This window comes from Wohlfahrtiimonas chitiniclastica, from assembly GCF_002252325.1.
GTDB lineage: Bacteria > Pseudomonadota > Gammaproteobacteria > Cardiobacteriales > Wohlfahrtiimonadaceae > Wohlfahrtiimonas > Wohlfahrtiimonas chitiniclastica.
In genome coordinates this window covers 108,296-124,464 of record NZ_NEFL01000001.1, presented here as the reverse complement: position 1 = coordinate 124,464, position 16,169 = coordinate 108,296, and the positions used below count along the sequence as shown (strand labels likewise).

General features: G+C 44.5%; 16 protein-coding genes and 1 pseudogene. 13 read left to right on the top strand and 4 right to left on the bottom strand.

Annotated features, from left to right (window positions below; all coding sequences use genetic code 11):
* Position 1 precedes the first annotated feature (1 nt).
* Positions 2-1,240 (bottom strand): exonuclease SbcCD subunit D C-terminal domain-containing protein, encoded by a 1,239-nt coding sequence (locus B9T10_RS00635; RefSeq protein WP_094537551.1) that lies wholly within the window; start codon positions 1,238-1,240, stop codon positions 2-4.
* Positions 1,241-1,354: 114 nt separating this feature from the next.
* The gene (locus tag B9T10_RS00630) at positions 1,355-1,603 is read right to left on the bottom strand and encodes a hypothetical protein (protein ID WP_008314224.1); all 249 of its coding nucleotides are present in this window, start codon (positions 1,601-1,603) and stop codon (positions 1,355-1,357) included.
* A gap of 381 nt (positions 1,604-1,984) precedes the next feature.
* Here B9T10_RS00630 and B9T10_RS00625 point away from each other — a divergent pair, with 381 nt between their 5' ends.
* From B9T10_RS00625 to dctM, 3 genes are all read left to right on the top strand, one after another.
* Complete coding sequence (locus tag B9T10_RS00625; protein WP_246782157.1) at positions 1,985-2,932, top strand: TRAP transporter substrate-binding protein; 948 nt, start codon at positions 1,985-1,987, stop codon at positions 2,930-2,932.
* A 138-nt stretch (positions 2,933-3,070) separates the two neighbouring features.
* The gene (locus tag B9T10_RS00620) at positions 3,071-3,679 is read left to right on the top strand and encodes a TRAP transporter small permease (RefSeq protein ID WP_281463376.1); all 609 of its coding nucleotides are present in this window, start codon (positions 3,071-3,073) and stop codon (positions 3,677-3,679) included.
* Position 3,680: 1 nt separating this feature from the next.
* Positions 3,681-4,964 carry a C4-dicarboxylate TRAP transporter large permease protein DctM gene (gene dctM / locus B9T10_RS00615; RefSeq protein WP_008314221.1) on the top strand — a complete coding sequence of 428 codons (1,284 nt, stop codon included), beginning with the start codon at positions 3,681-3,683 and terminating at the stop codon, positions 4,962-4,964.
* 50 nt (positions 4,965-5,014) lie between these two features.
* Here the strand turns inward: dctM and tehB are convergent.
* Positions 5,015-5,593 (bottom strand): annotated as a pseudogene (gene tehB / locus B9T10_RS00610) (tellurite resistance methyltransferase TehB); the annotation flags it as partial.
* 108 nt (positions 5,594-5,701) lie between these two features.
* Entirely contained in the window at positions 5,702-6,718 is a 1,017-nt protein-coding gene (locus tag B9T10_RS00605) for a cytochrome-c peroxidase (protein ID WP_094537548.1), read from the bottom strand.
* Between the two features lie 155 nt (positions 6,719-6,873).
* Here B9T10_RS00605 and serS point away from each other — a divergent pair, with 155 nt between their 5' ends.
* From serS to B9T10_RS00555, 10 genes are all read left to right on the top strand, one after another.
* The gene (gene serS / locus B9T10_RS00600; protein WP_018122348.1) at positions 6,874-8,145 is read left to right on the top strand and encodes a serine--tRNA ligase; all 1,272 of its coding nucleotides are present in this window, start codon (positions 6,874-6,876) and stop codon (positions 8,143-8,145) included.
* Positions 8,146-8,176: 31 nt separating this feature from the next.
* Complete coding sequence (locus tag B9T10_RS00595) at positions 8,177-8,428, top strand: YfhL family 4Fe-4S dicluster ferredoxin (RefSeq protein WP_008314217.1); 252 nt, start codon at positions 8,177-8,179, stop codon at positions 8,426-8,428.
* A 7-nt stretch (positions 8,429-8,435) separates the two neighbouring features.
* On the top strand, positions 8,436-9,428 hold the full coding sequence (locus B9T10_RS00590) for a L,D-transpeptidase family protein (protein WP_008314216.1): 993 nt from the start codon (positions 8,436-8,438) through the stop codon (positions 9,426-9,428).
* Between the two features lie 16 nt (positions 9,429-9,444).
* Positions 9,445-10,644 (top strand): tyrosine--tRNA ligase, encoded by a 1,200-nt coding sequence (gene tyrS / locus B9T10_RS00585; RefSeq protein WP_008314215.1) that lies wholly within the window; start codon positions 9,445-9,447, stop codon positions 10,642-10,644.
* A 15-nt stretch (positions 10,645-10,659) separates the two neighbouring features.
* Positions 10,660-10,983: a ferredoxin FdxA gene (fdxA, locus tag B9T10_RS00580; protein ID WP_018122349.1), complete on the top strand. Its 324-nt coding sequence runs from the start codon at positions 10,660-10,662 to the stop codon at positions 10,981-10,983.
* Positions 10,984-10,986: 3 nt separating this feature from the next.
* On the top strand, positions 10,987-11,952 hold the full coding sequence (gene rsgA / locus B9T10_RS00575; protein ID WP_246782131.1) for a ribosome small subunit-dependent GTPase A: 966 nt from the start codon (positions 10,987-10,989) through the stop codon (positions 11,950-11,952).
* A 162-nt stretch (positions 11,953-12,114) separates the two neighbouring features.
* Positions 12,115-13,257, top strand: a complete 1,143-nt coding sequence (locus B9T10_RS00570; protein ID WP_008314210.1) for an ABC transporter ATP-binding protein — start codon at positions 12,115-12,117, stop codon at positions 13,255-13,257.
* A 26-nt stretch (positions 13,258-13,283) separates the two neighbouring features.
* Positions 13,284-14,303 (top strand): ABC transporter permease subunit, encoded by a 1,020-nt coding sequence (locus B9T10_RS00565; protein ID WP_018122352.1) that lies wholly within the window; start codon positions 13,284-13,286, stop codon positions 14,301-14,303.
* Between the two features lie 8 nt (positions 14,304-14,311).
* On the top strand, positions 14,312-15,118 hold the full coding sequence (locus B9T10_RS00560; RefSeq protein WP_008314206.1) for an ABC transporter permease: 807 nt from the start codon (positions 14,312-14,314) through the stop codon (positions 15,116-15,118).
* Between the two features lie 21 nt (positions 15,119-15,139).
* Positions 15,140-16,153 (top strand): hypothetical protein, encoded by a 1,014-nt coding sequence (locus tag B9T10_RS00555; RefSeq protein WP_094537547.1) that lies wholly within the window; start codon positions 15,140-15,142, stop codon positions 16,151-16,153.
* The last annotated feature ends 16 nt before the right edge of the window (positions 16,154-16,169 follow it).

The window sequence follows — 16,169 nt, the reverse complement described above, 5'->3', positions numbered from 1 at the left end:
ATCACTCCGCGTTTTGATCATCTTCATTGAGGGATTGCACCACTTCTTGATGCAAAGCACGCAATAAGGCACTCGATTCTGGCAAAACATCTGCCGCCTTTAAACATGCCTCAAACACATCCTCAACACTCAACTCTTCAAGCGCGACGGCATCTTGTGCCACTTGCATCACATGATTGAGCACTTGCTGATTTTTAATGCGTAAAATCATCAATGATGAACCTGCCACACGCGTTTCTAAGCGACCGCGTAAATCCCCAACGATGGCATTGCCGGTGTATTCAATTTCAAGCCACACGGGTTGTTGCATCTCCCTTAACGCATCGAGTCGCGCTTCTATGGTGTCTAAATCACCACTGATGCGTTCTAATGCCTGAAAGCGCGGAATGGGCAAAAGGGAAATCGTTGCATTTCGTCCCACAAACTCAATGATCACCACTGATTTATTCTGTTTCGCCTCCCCAAAGCCCATGGCAATCGGCGAGCCTGAGTAACGAATGTGTTCACATCCCCCCACAATTTGCGGCACATGTAAATGCCCTAATGCCACATAATCTAACTCAGTGGGAAATGCTGCAACATTCACATAAGCAAGATTGCCCACATACAGATCCCGTACACCATCGCCTTCTAGAGTTTCACCCCCTGCGGCAAATAGGTGTCCCATTGCCACAATTGGAATCTCTTGATGACCGGCAGCAACGCATCTACTTTGCTCAGCAATCGCTAAATCCGTCACCGCTTGATAGTGGTGCTCAATGCCCCTGATCAACGCGCGATTTTTATCCTCAAGACTTTCCCCTGCCGTCATGATGCGCATGTCTTTGTCCCGCAAATAGGGTACTGCACACACGATGAGTTCAGGCACGCCATTGCGCATCAATGTGATCACTTCATCGGATAAATCAGCACTCACCTGCCCAATGACATGCACATTTAGGGCTTTAAGCAGAGCTTGCGGTGCATTTAAAAATGTAGGCGAATCATGATTGCCTGCCGTGATCACCACATGCTGACAATCCGTTCGGGACACTTGATGCAAAAACTCATAATACATTGCCTGGGCACGGTTACTTGGCAAATTGGTGTCAAACACATCCCCAGCAATTAATAATACATCGATCTTTTCTTCTGTGAGCGTTTTGATCATCCATGTTAAAAATTCGGAAAATTCTTGATGACGCTTATGCCCATACAAGGCGCGCCCTAAATGCCAATCGGCGGTGTGGAGGATTTTCATTGTCAATTCATTTATGGTTGGTATGTCCCTAGTATTGCTGATTTAATGCCGAGAAGCAATGGCAAAATGGCAGGCACAAAAAAGCCAGCAAATGCTGGCTTTTTCATCAGAGCATTACTCTTCTTTGACCCAATGATCGCCGAGCAATTGCTCTTGAATGTTTTTCACAAACTCTTCTAAGTCTGCGCGAGTCATCTCCATGTGGGAGCCATAACGTTCATTTTCAATCGTGGTAATGTGCGCGATGACGAATTGATCATCACCCTCTTTTACTAAACTGAACTCTTCCCCTTCCTTATCCATACATTTGTAACTCACCATCTGGACATTCTTATAAATCAAGTTCTTATTCAGTTCTGTCATAATTAACCCCTTACTTCTGTTGAAAAATGAAGGGGGGATTATAACTGTAATTGATGCAAAATTAAATTTAATTTCCACAGGATGTGGCCAAATGTTAGATTTTAGCAAATTTTATCCATGAAATTTTGCACATAGCCTTTTATGCTTACAAATTCACTACTAAATTTTTTCATACACCTATTCTCATTTTTATAAACCTATGATATTGTCCATTGATGTGGCTCATAAAAAAAATTAATGAATGAAAAGTTAGCCATATGTAGTTAAACACACCAAATTGACGATGATATTTTAGGACGATGGAGTATAGATATGAATCAATTAATGCGCTCGTTAATGAGCCGAGTGATTGCCCCTGCTGTATTTGCGTATGGCAGCTTAATGAGTTTTGCCGCTGCCCAAAGCGATGAGCTAATTGTGATCAAGTTTTCCCACGTTGTGGCTGATTCCACACCGAAAGGACAAGGTGCGCAGCTCTTTAAACAATTGGCAGAAGAGCGTTTACCCGGCAAAGTGAAAGTGGAAGTGTACCCGAACTCCTCTTTATATGGCGATGGCCAAGAGATGGATGCTTTATTACTTGGCGATGTGCACATTCTTGCACCCTCTTTAGCAAAATTCGAGCACTATCAAAAGAAAATTCAACTCTTTGATTTACCCTTCTTATTTGATGACATGGCTGCCCTTGATCGCTTCCAAAACAGTGAAGCCGGTCAAAGCTTATTGACGAGCATGACGGATAAAGGCATCACAGGTTTGGCTTATTGGCACAATGGTTTAAAACAATTGTCTGCCAATAAACCCCTTCGCACGCCAAAAGATGCGCGTGGCCTTAAGTTCCGTGTGCAGGCTTCTGCGGTGTTAGAAGAGCAATTTAAAGCCCTACGCGCGAATCCTCGTAAAATGGCATTTGCTGAGATGTATCAAGGCTTGCAAACGGGCGTTGTGAATGGTGCAGAAAACCCCTATTCAAACATCTATTCACAAAAAATCCACGAAGTGCAAAAAAACATCACAGAGTCTAACCACGGCACATTAGATTACATGGTGATCACCAATACAAAATTCTGGGATGGTTTACCGGAAGATGTGCGCGCTGAGCTTAAAAATATCCTCAACGAAGTGACGGTTGAAGTCAATGCACAAGCAAATGCTTTAAATGATGGCGCTAAACAGAGCATCCTTGATGCTGGCACAACTGAAATCATCACATTGACGCCAGAAGAGCGCGCGCAATGGCGTGATGCTGTGCGCCCTGTGTGGAAAAAATTTGAAGGTCAAGTGGGCGCTGATTTGATTCAAGCGGCTGAACAATCAAACAACCCATAAGATTTCAAGCGGTTTATACATGAGCCCCTTTGCGAAGGGGCTCGTCTTGTTTAAACCCATCAGCGATCGAACGAGGACACTATGTTGATCAATATTTATCGATTCATGGACAAAGCGTGGCAAAAAATAGAGGTGTTTATGATGGTTTTCATCCTCACTGCCATGACTTTGGTCACATTTATCTACACCATGCTGAACAATCTCTACATGCCTTTTTATAAAGTGGCAGATTGGCTCGCAGGCGATGAAGCTTCAAAACTTGAAGATTTTTTCTTAGATGCCGGCGATTTTATGATGGAAGCTGCAAGCACATTCAGTTGGTCAAATGAATTCACAAAGGCTTGCTTTGCCTGGCTCATTTTCTTTTGTATGTCTTATGGTGTGCGCATTGGCGGGCACATTGGCGTTGATGCACTCGTCAAAGTTTTTCACAATAAAGTGCAACGCTTTTTAGCCTATATTGGGCTCTCTGCCTGTTTACTCTATGGTGGCATCATGCTTTATGCGAGCATGGAATGGGTGTTGAACTTTTATAATCTTGGCACCTTGGCAGAAGGCTTAGATCGCTTTGGCATTAAGCGCTGGCAGATCTCCATGATTGTGCCTTTAGGCTTTTTCCTTTTGATGTGGCGTTATTTAGAGATCGGTTATTTAATTGTGACCCACAAGCAAAACACATTAGGGCTTGCAGATGAAGCGGCCGATGCCATTGATGAATTTAAGAAAAATCAAAAGCAAGGAGCTTAACATGACCATTTTATTCTTATTTGTACTGCTCTTTGTTTTAATGTTGATTGGTGTGCCAGTTGCCATCTCTTTAGGTTTATCAAGCGCATTGACCATCATGTTCTTTAGCCCTGATTCGCCAAGAAGCTTGGTGATCAAAATGTTTGAAACCTCAGAACACACCACGCTTTTAGCCATTCCCTTCTTTTTAATTGCCGGGGCATTTATGACCACAGGCGGCGTGGCACGTCGCTTGATTGACTTTGCCAACACCTGCGTTGGGCACATTCGCGGCGGCTTAGCCATTGGTTCAGTCTTGGCGTGTATGCTCTTTGCGGCGCTCTCAGGCTCAAGCCCTGCAACGGTTGCCGCTGTAGGTTCAATCGCCATTGCTGGCATGGTGCGCTCTGGTTACCCGAAAGAATTTGGCGCCGGCATCATCTGTAATGCCGGAACACTTGGCATCCTCATTCCGCCTTCCATCGTGATGGTTGTGTATGCCGCGGCAACGGAGCAATCTGTGGGTAAAATGTTCATCGCAGGGATTGTACCTGGTGCATTGTTAGGCGTGGCACTCATGGTGGCGATCTACATTGTGGCACGCATTAAAAAGCTCCCTGCCCAACCGCGCGTCAGTTTTAAAGAGTGGATTGTCTCCTTTAGACGCGCAATGTGGGGTTTGCTCCTCATGGTGATTATTTTGGGCGGCATCTATTCGGGCATGTACACACCCACAGAAGCTGCTGCGGTTGCGGCTGTTTATTCTGCGTGTGTCGCGCTCTTTATCTATAAAGATATGGGCATTCGTGACTTTCCTAAAGTGATGCTTGAATCTGGCAAAATGACAGTCATGTTGATGTTCATCATCGCGAACGCCATGCTCTTTGCCCATGTGCTCACCACCGAGCAAATTCCACAAATCATCGCAGAATGGGTGACGGCACAAGGTTTATCACCCTGGATGTTTTTAGTGATCGTCAACATTGTGTTATTGATTGCCGGCAGCTTCATGGAACCTTCTGCGGTTATTTTGATTTTAGCGCCCATCTTTTTCCCGATTGCCACAGAGCTTGGCATTGACCCGATTCATCTAGGCATCATCATGGTGGTGAATATGGAAATTGGTTTGATCACGCCACCGGTGGGTTTAAATCTCTTTGTGACCTCCGCCGTAACCGGCATGCCCATCACACGCACCATTCGCGCCGCGATGCCTTGGCTGTTGATTTTACTCTTCTTCTTGTTACTCATTACGTACATTCCTGCAATCTCGATGACATTGCCGAATTTACTGCAAGTGAATTAATCAACATCCATCAAAAAAGCCGCAGCAATGCGGCTTTTTTATAAAATCATTTATGCAGTGCGCTGAGCAAGCATCGTGGCAAATTGTAATTTAACGCGATTGCCATCTTTATCTAAACGGTGAAGTTCACCAACTTCCTCATTGTATTGCAAAATTTCCCAATCTTTATAATAGTCTTGTAATTCACCCTCTTTAAAGGTGAAGGAGAAGCCTTGATCACACGGATATTTTTCTGTATCCATCGCAGAGACAATTAAATTGTAACCGCCCGCACGCGTGTGCGTTTGCATGTTTTCAATGATGGCAGGCACGCGATCGGCTTGCAGAAACATGAAGACAACCGTTGAAAAAATAAAATCATACATGCCAGTAATATTGGCGGTATTGATGTCATACTCAGCGGCATCGATGTTGGTGATGTGCTCTTTTGCCATCACATCCTTTAAAAAATCAATGCTGCGTGGATTCACATCACGCGATGTCATCTCAAAGCCTAAAGAACTTAAAAACAGGCTGTTGCGCCCTTGCCCGCAGCCAAGATCAAACGCCGCACAAGGCGTAATGAGTTCAGCGGCTTTGACAATGTCTGTGTGCGGCATCGTTAAGCCATAGGTGGTGTGAAAATAATCAATGGGATATTTTGCGTTCATAATGAATGCCTCCTGTGGGATAATTTTAACAATGGTAACAAAAAAGCGCACCACAGTGCGCTTTTCTCATCCATTAAAATATTATACTTATTTTTCAAATGGTTGTGGTTTTGGGGTGTCATTCACAGAAGGTGGCAAAATGGGCATCATGATTTGTGGTTGCTCACCGGTTAATGTTTTTAAGAACGCCACAATATTGCTCACCTCTTCAGGCGTATAGTTGCGTCTTAATTGCAAACGTCCCATGATCTCAACCGCTTCTTCTAAGGTTGCCGCTTCCCCATCGTGGAAGTACGGATAGGTCAATTCGACGTTCCGTAACGTTGGCACTTTAAATAAGAAACGATCGGCATCTTTGCCCGTGACTTCAATGCGACCTTGGGCAGGATTGTCTGTCACATATTCTTCTAATAAACCCATTTTTTGGAAAGAGGATCCGCCAACATTCACGCCATTGTGACACGCCACACAACCTGATGTTTTAAAGAGTTGATAACCGGCTAACTCTTGCTCAGTCAATGCATTGTCATCCCCTTTGAGCCATAAGTCAAAGCGCGCATTCGGCGTCACTAAAGTTTCTTCAAAGGCAGCAATCGCATCTGTAATGTGATCAATGTCAATGCTTTGATCATCGCCATAGACAGCTTTAAACTCTGTCACATAACCCGGAATGGCATTGATCACTTCCACAGCTAAGTCATGCGTAAATGCCATCTCTTTAGGATTGGCAATCGGGCCGCCGGCTTGTTCTTTTAAATCTTTCGCACGACCATCCCAAAACTGCGCAATGTTAAAACGTGAGTTTAAAACAGTGGGTGAGTTGATGGGACCTTCTTGCCAATTGTGCCCAATCGATGTTTTTAAGTTGTCACTGCCGCCCATTGATAAGTTGTGGCATGAGTTACAAGAGATGAAACCTGATTTTGATAAACGTGGATCAAACCAAAGCTGCGTCCCTAATGCCACTTTCGCAGGATTTTCGACAACTGCCGGCTCTACAGGTTTAATGATGCCATCGCGTTTAACGTCCGCCATTGCACTGCCCGCAAAAATGGATAAAGAGACAGTCACCGCTGCCCATAATGGATTGAAACTTTTTCGCATATTACGCTCCCTACTTCGTTGTGTGTCACAAATGCCAAAAGAGTCTACCCGATTTGCCAACCTTTCGATAATCCCCCTGATTTTCGGTTTTGTGATTACACTTTTTTTTAGCTATAATGAACGGTATTTTAATCAATATTTTTAAGGGATCGTCAATGATAGACATTCAAATGCTGCGTCACAATATTGATGAAGTGGCAGAGCGTCTGAGCACGCGTGGTTTTACGTTAGATAAAGCACAATTTATCGAATTAGATGAACAACGTAAGAAACTGCAAGTAGAAGTTCAAGAGTTACAAAATGCCCGCAACGTCAATGCAAAACGCATCGGTCAAGCGAAGGCAAAAGGCGAAAATATTGATGAAATTTTAAAGGAAGTGTCGAACAATTCCGCGAAATTAGAAGCCTTACAAAAAGAATTAAATGTCGTTTTAGATGACATCAATCAAATTTTAATGGCGGTGCCAAACTTACCGGATGCCTCTGTGCCCGTCGGTAAAGATGAAAATGACAACGTTGAAGTGCGCAAATGGGGCACGCCACGTGAATTTAGCTTTCAACCGAAAGATCACGTAGAACTTGGCAGCAACAATGGCGGCATTGACTCAGAAGCTGGCGTTAAAATCACTGGCTCTCGCTTTGCAGTCCTTCGCGCAGGTGTGGCACGTTTACACCGTGCTTTAGCGCAATTTATGCTTGATTTACACACTGAAGAACATGGCTATACAGAGCTTAATGTCCCGATGATCGTCAATGGCGACAGCTTACGCGGCACCGGTCAATTGCCAAAATTCGGTGAAGACTTATTTAAACTCACCGGTGATGATGAGTATTATCTCATTCCTACAGCTGAAGTGCCTGTGACAAACTTAGTGCGCGGCGAAATCGTGCCAGAAAGTGATCTACCCTTACAATTTGTGGCACACAGCGGCTGCTTTAGATCAGAAGCTGGCAGCTATGGCCGTGACACGCGCGGCTTGATCCGTATGCATCAGTTTGAAAAAGTGGAAATGGTGCATTTAGCGCATCCTGACAAATCCTTTGAACAATTAGAATTGATGACGCGCCACGCAGAAACTGTATTAGAAAAATTGGGCTTGCCTTATCGCACCATCGTCTTATGCACAGGTGACATGGGCTTTGGCGCCACGAAAACTTACGACATCGAAGTGTGGTTACCTGGTCAAGAAAAATACCGTGAAATCTCTTCTTGCTCTAACTGCCTTGATTTCCAAGCACGCCGCATGCAAGCTCGTTTCCGTAACAGCGACACCAATAAACCTGAATTGCTGCACACCTTAAATGGTTCCGGTTTAGCCGTTGGCCGCACATTGGTTGCAGTAATGGAAAACTATCAAGAAGAAGATGGTAGAATACGCATCCCTGAAGTATTGGTTCCCTATATGAATGGTAAAACCTACATCTAATGCGTAACATTGGCGATAAGGAGAGTTTATTATGGCACTAGAAATTAATGATGAATGCATCAACTGCGATGTGTGTGAACCTGAATGCCCAAATGAAGCCATTTCAATGGGTGAAGAGATTTACATCATCAATCCAAACCTTTGCACAGAATGTGTGGGTCACTTTGACACACCACAATGTATGGAAGTTTGCCCGGTTGAATGTATTGAGAAAGATCCCGCACATGCCGAAACGAAAGATGAGTTGATGGCAAAATACGAACAACTTCAAGCAGGAAAATAATCGCTATATGAAAAAAGCTCATTTAGTTACTCTTGTTGTCACACTTGGATTATTCAGCAGTCAAACCTTTGCTCGTCAATATCCGATGCCTGAAAAAGGTTCCGATGTTGTGGGTTATACCGAAATTGTCTACCCTGAACCTGGCGAATCTTTCGTTGATTTGAGCGTGCGCTATGAAGCGGGCTATGATGAGCTTAAATGGGCGAACCCTAACGCGAACTATTGGACGCCATCTCCACAGATGCCCGTGATTCTACCCTTTGAGTACATTTTGCCAAAAGGCAAACGCTCAGGGATTGTTTCCAACATTCCGGAGATGCGCACCTACTTTTTCCCTAAAGATGGCGAAACGGTGTATGTCTATCCGGTGGGTGTGGGCCGCATGGACTGGAAAACGCCTTTAGGCTCATGGAAAATCACCCGTAAGCAAGAAGCGCCGGCATGGTATCCACCGGAAAGCATTCGCCGCGAGCATCAAGAGATGGGTAAAGGCATTTTACCTGCAGTGGTGCCTGCTGGCCCTGACAATCCGCTTGGTAACCACGTCCTTCGCTTGAATTTACCGAGCTATCTTTTACATGGTACAAATGATGTCACCGGTATTGGCATGCGTGTGACCCACGGCTGTATGCGCTTTTTCCCACAAAACATCGAAGAGCTCTATAGCATTGTGCCGAATAACACCGAAGTGACCTTCATCAATGAACCGGTGAAAGTGGGCTTTAAAGGGGATGAGCTCTTAATTGAAGTTCACCCACCTTTAGAAGAAGACAACTTAGACACACAAGGTTTAAAAGAGATTGCTTATCGCTTATTAGCAGAGCATCAAAATAACCCAAATATTCAAATGGTGGACCCGCGCATGATTGATCTTGCGATCGAGAAGATGTCTGGCCTACCAACACACATTGGTCAAAGAATTGACCCTAACACTCACAATCCTCAGCCACACAAAGACAGTGGCAGTGCAATTAATATTGACTGGGATAAATTTAAATAAATATCAGGAGAATTTGATGGCATCTATCGAAGAAAGTTTAGCGCTGCTTGAGCGCGGAACTGACGAAATCATTTCAATTGAAGGTTTAACTGCAAAGTTAAAAGAAAACCGTCCGCTTCGAATCAAAGTGGGTTTTGACCCGACTGCACCTGATCTTCACTTAGGCCACACTGTTGTCATCAATAAAATGAAGCATTTCCAAATGTTGGGACATCAAATTCATTTCTTAATTGGTGACTTCACAGGCATGATTGGCGATCCCTCTGGTAAGGATACAACGCGTAAGCCATTGACGCGTGAACAGGTCGTTGAAAATGCGAAAACCTATCAAGAACAGATCTTCAAAATTTTAGATCCTGCCCTCACAAAAGTTGTGTTCAACTCCTCTTGGTTAGGAGAATTAGGCACTGCAGGCATGATTCAGTTGGCGTCTCATTATACTGTGGCGCGCATGCTTGAGCGTGATGACTTTGAAAAACGCTATAAAAACCATCAACCGATTGCTGTGCATGAGTTCATCTATCCTTTATTGCAAGGTTATGACTCTGTGCATTTAGACATCGACGTTGAATTAGGCGGTACAGACCAAAAATTCAACTTATTGGTGGGTCGTGATCTTCAAAAAGCCTATGGCAAAGCGCAGCAATCTGTGATCACCATGCCGCTGTTAGAAGGTTTAGATGGCGTCAATAAAATGTCTAAATCCCTTGGCAACTACATTGGTGTGGATGAATCCCCGATTGAGCAATTTGGTAAACTCATGTCCGTGTCTGACACATTGATGTGGCGCTACTTTGACCTTTTAAGCTTTGAATCATCAGCAACCATCGAAGGCTATAAAAAAGCTGTGGCTGAAGGCATGAACCCACGCGATGTTAAATTCTTACTGTGTCAAGAGATCATTTCACGCTTCCATTCACAAGAAGCTTACGAAATGGCGCACCGTGATTTCATCGAGCGTTTCCAAAAAGGTAATTTGCCTGAAAACATCGAAGAGATGACCATCAGCGCACCTGACGGCGAGATTCAAATTGCTGCGTTATTAAAAGAAGCCGGCTTAGTTTCCTCTGTCTCTGAAGGCAATCGTTCCATTGATGGCGGTGCTGTGCGCATTGATCAAGAGAAAATCTCTGATCGTGGTCTTAAAATTGCCAAAGGCACAACGGCGATTTTCCAAGTGGGTAAACGCCGCTTTGCTAAAATTACCGTGAACTAGTTGTAAGAGGTTATCATGACTTTCGTTGTTACCGAAAACTGCATTAAATGCAAATATACTGACTGTGTTGAAGTGTGCCCTGTGGATTGTTTCCATGAAGGCCCAAACTTCTTAGTCATCGACCCTGAAGAGTGCATTGACTGCACTTTATGTGAGCCTGAGTGCCCAGCAAATGCCATCTTCTCTGAAGATGACCTGCCGGCGGATCAAGAGCAATTCATCGAGATCAATGCGGAACTTGCCCAAGTGTGGCCGGTGATCACGCAAATGAAAGATCACGCCGATGATGCAAAAGATTGGGATGGCAAGCCTAATAAACTCGAATTATTAGAGCGTTAACCCATGGCGCGTCGATTAACTAAAAAGCAACACGAACGGATTTCTAACAAGAAAGTCGAGCAAATCGACGCGTTAAAAAATCTTGACCCTGACGCTCTCTTTAAAGGGAGAGTCATCGCTCAACATGGACCGCATTTGATGGTGGAAGATGAGGCGCATACGCTCTATCAAGCGAACATCCGCCAAAATCTACCCACCATCGTGTGTGGCGATTATGTGTATTGCACCTTTGAAAATGAGATTCCTGTGGTTTTGCAGCTCATTGAACGTACAAATGAATTGGCCCGTGTCTCTTACGGGCAGCGTAAAAAGCTCATTGCCGCAAATTTAGATCAAATTTTCATTGTGATTGCGCCAAAACCCGAGCCGAGCCCTTCCCTGATTGATCGCTATTTGATTGCCATCAAAGCCTTTGACATTCCGATGGGCATCATCATCAATAAATCTGACATGATTGATGAACAGAGCGATTTCTCTTTCATCGAAGAGTATCAGCAAGCTTTTGACATTGAGATTCTCTTTACCTCACAAAATGATCCAGATTCCATTGCCACATTACAAGCGGCACTCATGGGTAAAACGTCCATTTTTGTGGGGCAATCGGGCGTCGGTAAATCCTCTTTAACCAACGCTGTGATTCCCAATTTATCGCTACAAACTCAGCGCATCAGCGCCACAACAGGCCTTGGCAACCACACCACATCCGCAACAACCCTCTATTATTTAAATGACCATCAAGGCGCTTTGATCGATTCTCCAGGCGTTCGCAGTTTTAATGTGGATCATTTAACCATCGAATCCATCCACAATGGCTTTCCGGATGTTGTGCGTTTTACGCGCCAATGTAAGTTTAGCAATTGTAACCATTTACAAGATCCGGGCTGTGCCGTTGCTCAGGCGATTGAGGAGAATTTACTCTCTGAACGCCGTGTGGACAGCTACCTGCAAATTCTCAGAAGTTCAGGCTGATTTTGCTTGATGTTTGCCGCAATCACTATACAATACGTGTCCTTTATATCGATATAAATTATATTATTCAACGAGCGGCAGCACTCAAGATTCTTCTGAACAAAAAGATTGCAACCAATCGCCTTGATCTTTCACTTAACGGTACTGAATTAAGGAGCTGTGATGTCACCGATTCTTACAAAAAAATCTTACGAGCCTTGGCGTGATCCAAACTCTGTCCCTTATATTGAAATCATTGACTTAGTGAAAGTCTTTGATGAGTATATTGCGGTTAATAATATCTCTTTAGACATTTATCAAGGCGAATTTTTCTCGCTTCTTGGTCCATCAGGTTGTGGTAAAACGACACTGCTTCGCATGCTTGCCGGCTTTGAAACGCCCACATCTGGCAAAATTTTATTGGATGGTGAGGACATTTCCCTCATTCCGCCTTATGAGCGCCCCATCAATATGATGTTCCAAAGCTATGCACTCTTCCCGCACATGACGGTGGAAGACAACATCGCCTTTGGGCTCAAGCAAGAGAAAGTCGCCAAGCCTGAAATTAAAAAGCGCGTGGATCAAATGCTCGAATTGGTACAAATGAGTCAATTTGCCAAGCGCAAACCGCATCAATTGTCTGGCGGACAGCGCCAACGTGTTGCCCTTGCCCGCAGCATCGTGAAAAAGCCCAAATTATTGCTCCTTGATGAACCATTAGGTGCCTTAGATAAACGCCTGCGTGAACAGACGCAATTTGAGCTCATGACCATTCAAGAAGAGCTTGGCATCACCTTTGTGATCGTCACCCATGATCAGGAAGAAGCCATGACGGTGTCAAGCCGCATTGCCGTGATGGACAGCGGCGAGCTTGTGCAAGTGGCAACGCCAACAGAAATCTACGAATATCCAAACTCCCTATATGTGGCAGAATTTGTGGGCGATGTGAACATTTTTGAAGGCGTGATTGCCGATCTCTCGCCCATTCACACCACCGTCAATAGCTTTGAAGTGGACACGCCACTCATCTGTAATCAAGGGGTCGGCGCTGTGGTGGGTTCTCAAGCATGGATTGCCGTGCGCCCTGAAAAACTCGACATTTCTCTCACGCCGCCTGAAAACACAGACAGTAACTGCATGATGGGCGAGGTGTGGGACATCGGTTATTTAGGTGACATGTCCATCTACCATGTCAAAATGGACAATGGCAAGATGATCACCGCCGCCCAAATGAACCACAGACGTGCAGTTGAGCTCCCCATCAATTATGAGGACCGTGTTTACGTCAGCTTTGATGCTGACTCTGCCGTTGTTTTGATTTCATAGAAATCACAATGACTTAAGGAGATCACATGAAACATCCCCAACAGCAGTTGGGCTCGATGTCTGGCCGTGCTGCCGAATGGATGTCGCGCCTGAACTTCGTGCACCGCAATCTCATGCGCTTTTGGCTCTATCGTCAATGTTTGAGCCTATTTAACAGTAGCCGCGTCATCATTGGCATTCCCTATTTGTGGCTATTTTGCTTTTTCATCATTCCTTTTTTGATCATCTTACGCATCAGTTTTACGGAAGCAGAAATCGCATCACCCCCGTACACAGAAGTGCTCAACTGGGTGGACGATGGCATTTTAGAGATCAAGCTCAATTTCCAAAATTATATTGCCTTGTGGCAAGATGACATCTACATTTCTGCCTATTTAAGCAGCATTAAGATTGCTGTCATCTCCACATTTTGCACTTTTTTGATTGGCTTTCCGATTGCCCTTGGCTTATCCCGCTTACCGAAAAAATGGCGTTTATTTGGCTTAATGATGGTGATTTTGCCCTTTTGGACCTCATTTTTAATCCGCATTTATGCATGGATGACGATTTTATCGCCCTCAGGTGTGCTGAATAATTTCATCAACTTTATTGGGCAAGGCATTGGCTTGATTGATCCAGCGTCTCCTGTGCAACTGCAACTCCTTGGCACTGAATTTGCGGTGTATGTGGGCATTGTTTACTGCTATTTACCCTTTATGATTCTGCCAATCTATGCAACCCTCGACAAAATGGATCATACATTGGTGGAAGCGGCACTTGATTTAGGCTGCCCGCCACTGAAAACCTTTTGGGTCATCACCGCGCGCATTTCGCTCCCGGGCATTTTAGCCGGCTGCTTTTTGGTCTTCATTCCTGCAATGGGGGAATTTGTGATTCCCGATCTCCTTGGCGGTTCAGATGTGCTCATGATTGGTAAAGTGCTCTATGACACCTACCTACAAGGCATGGATTTACCACTCGTGTCTGCCATTTCCGTGTCGCTCTTGTTATTGGTGATTCTGCCAATCTATTTATTCCAGCGCATTCAACAAAAGCAATTTGAGTAGAGGTGAGCATGCAACAATCTTTGACCCGTTTTAATAAAATCTCCCTTGTGCTCGGCTTTGCCTTTTTATATGTGCCGATCCTGATTTTGATCGTCTATAGCTTCAATGAATCAAAATTGGTGACGGTTTGGGGCGGATTTTCCCTCAAATGGTATCCTGAACTCTTTAAAACCAAAGGCTTATGGGATGCCACAAAAACCACCTTATGGTTGGCCATTTTCACCTCAACATTTGCGGTGATCCTTGGCACAATGACGGCATTTGCCCTTGTGAAATTCAAGCGATTTCGTGGGCGCGTGCTCTTTTCAGGCATCACGTATGCACCGATGGTCATGCCTGAAATCATCATGGGCACATCCCTTGCCCTCACGTTTTTAGCCCTCAACATTAGCAAAGGCTTTTTCACCATTTTATTAGCCCACATCACCTTTACCATGTGTTATGTCACGGTGGTGATTCAATCGCGCCTCATCGGCTTTGATCGCCACATTGAAGAGGCTGCGATGGATTTAGGGGCAGATCGTTTTAAAACATTTCTCTACATCACGCTACCGATGATCATGCCGGGGATTGTCTCCGGCTGGCTGCTCTCTTTTACGTTGTCTTTAGATGATTTGATCATCGCCACCTTTACCACAGGTCCTGGCGCAACGACTTTGCCCATTTGGATCTATTCAAAGGCGCGCTTAGGGATCAGCCCAAACATTAATGCGCTTTCCACCATCATCATTGGCGTAGTGGCAACCGTGGTGCTCTTAGTGACGCTCTATGCGCAACACAAAGAGAAAAAAGAGAAAGCAATCGACCCATCATAACAATCATCAGAGGATAGAAGAATGAAAAAATTATGGCTACTTTTACTGTTAAGTTTATCTGTGCAAACCGGATTGACGGAGCCTTTATCGCCCCTACAAACGGAATTTAAAGAGAGCTTAGCGCTGCGTTTTACCCATGATCAATTTCAAAACCTCATGATGAGTTATCAGCAAGAGTTGCACAACACTCAGCAACAATTGAACCGCACCGAGCGCTTAATGGAACGTGAAAAAAATAGCGCACCGGCAGGCTTAGCGGTGTATACATTGCCCTTTCAGCTCATTCCACCTCAAGTGTTTCATCAAGCGTTGCGCTCTTATGCGGACAACATCACAGTGACCAAAATTCAGCGTCCGCAACGCACAGAGGTGATTTTTCATTTCCCACCTTTAGATAAAAACATCAGCAATGCTTTTAGTCGTTATCACTTAATGGCGCCTAAAATCACCGTCACTTCCGTACTGCTCTCTAATGGCCAAGCGCTGACTGTCAATAAAGTCATCTCGAGCAATGTTGGTGAACAATCCTTATCCCTACCGACAAAAGATGCCACAATTTTAAAAATCAACCTGATCCTTGATTATCAAATTCCGGAAAATATTCAAAGTTTTACCCTCACGAAACTTGATCCCGTTAAAGATGGCGTGCGTTGGATGCCATCGGCCGATCATGTGGTGGTGCTTGAACTCAATGAACGCATTGCCAATGAGATCATCTACATTGATGGGCAAAACAGCGCGGGTAAAACCTTGGCCGCAGAACAAAATGATCGCATCAATAATCCGAATGAAATTGCCATTTTAAAGGCACGCATTGCCCTCTATCGTGGTTTATTAGAAGCAGTGAATGCTAAGACTGTGCGAAATAATCAAGAAGCGCTGGATCATCTTGTCACACATGCAGAAAATTTATTAATGCTGCAAAGTGATCTGCGCCGTGAATTGGTGCGTGTGTTTAGCCATCCGATCAGCACTGTGACGGTGTATAAAGTGGGCAATGCGATGGATAAACAGTACAATTTCGCCCTTTATTAATTTATATTCTTAATAC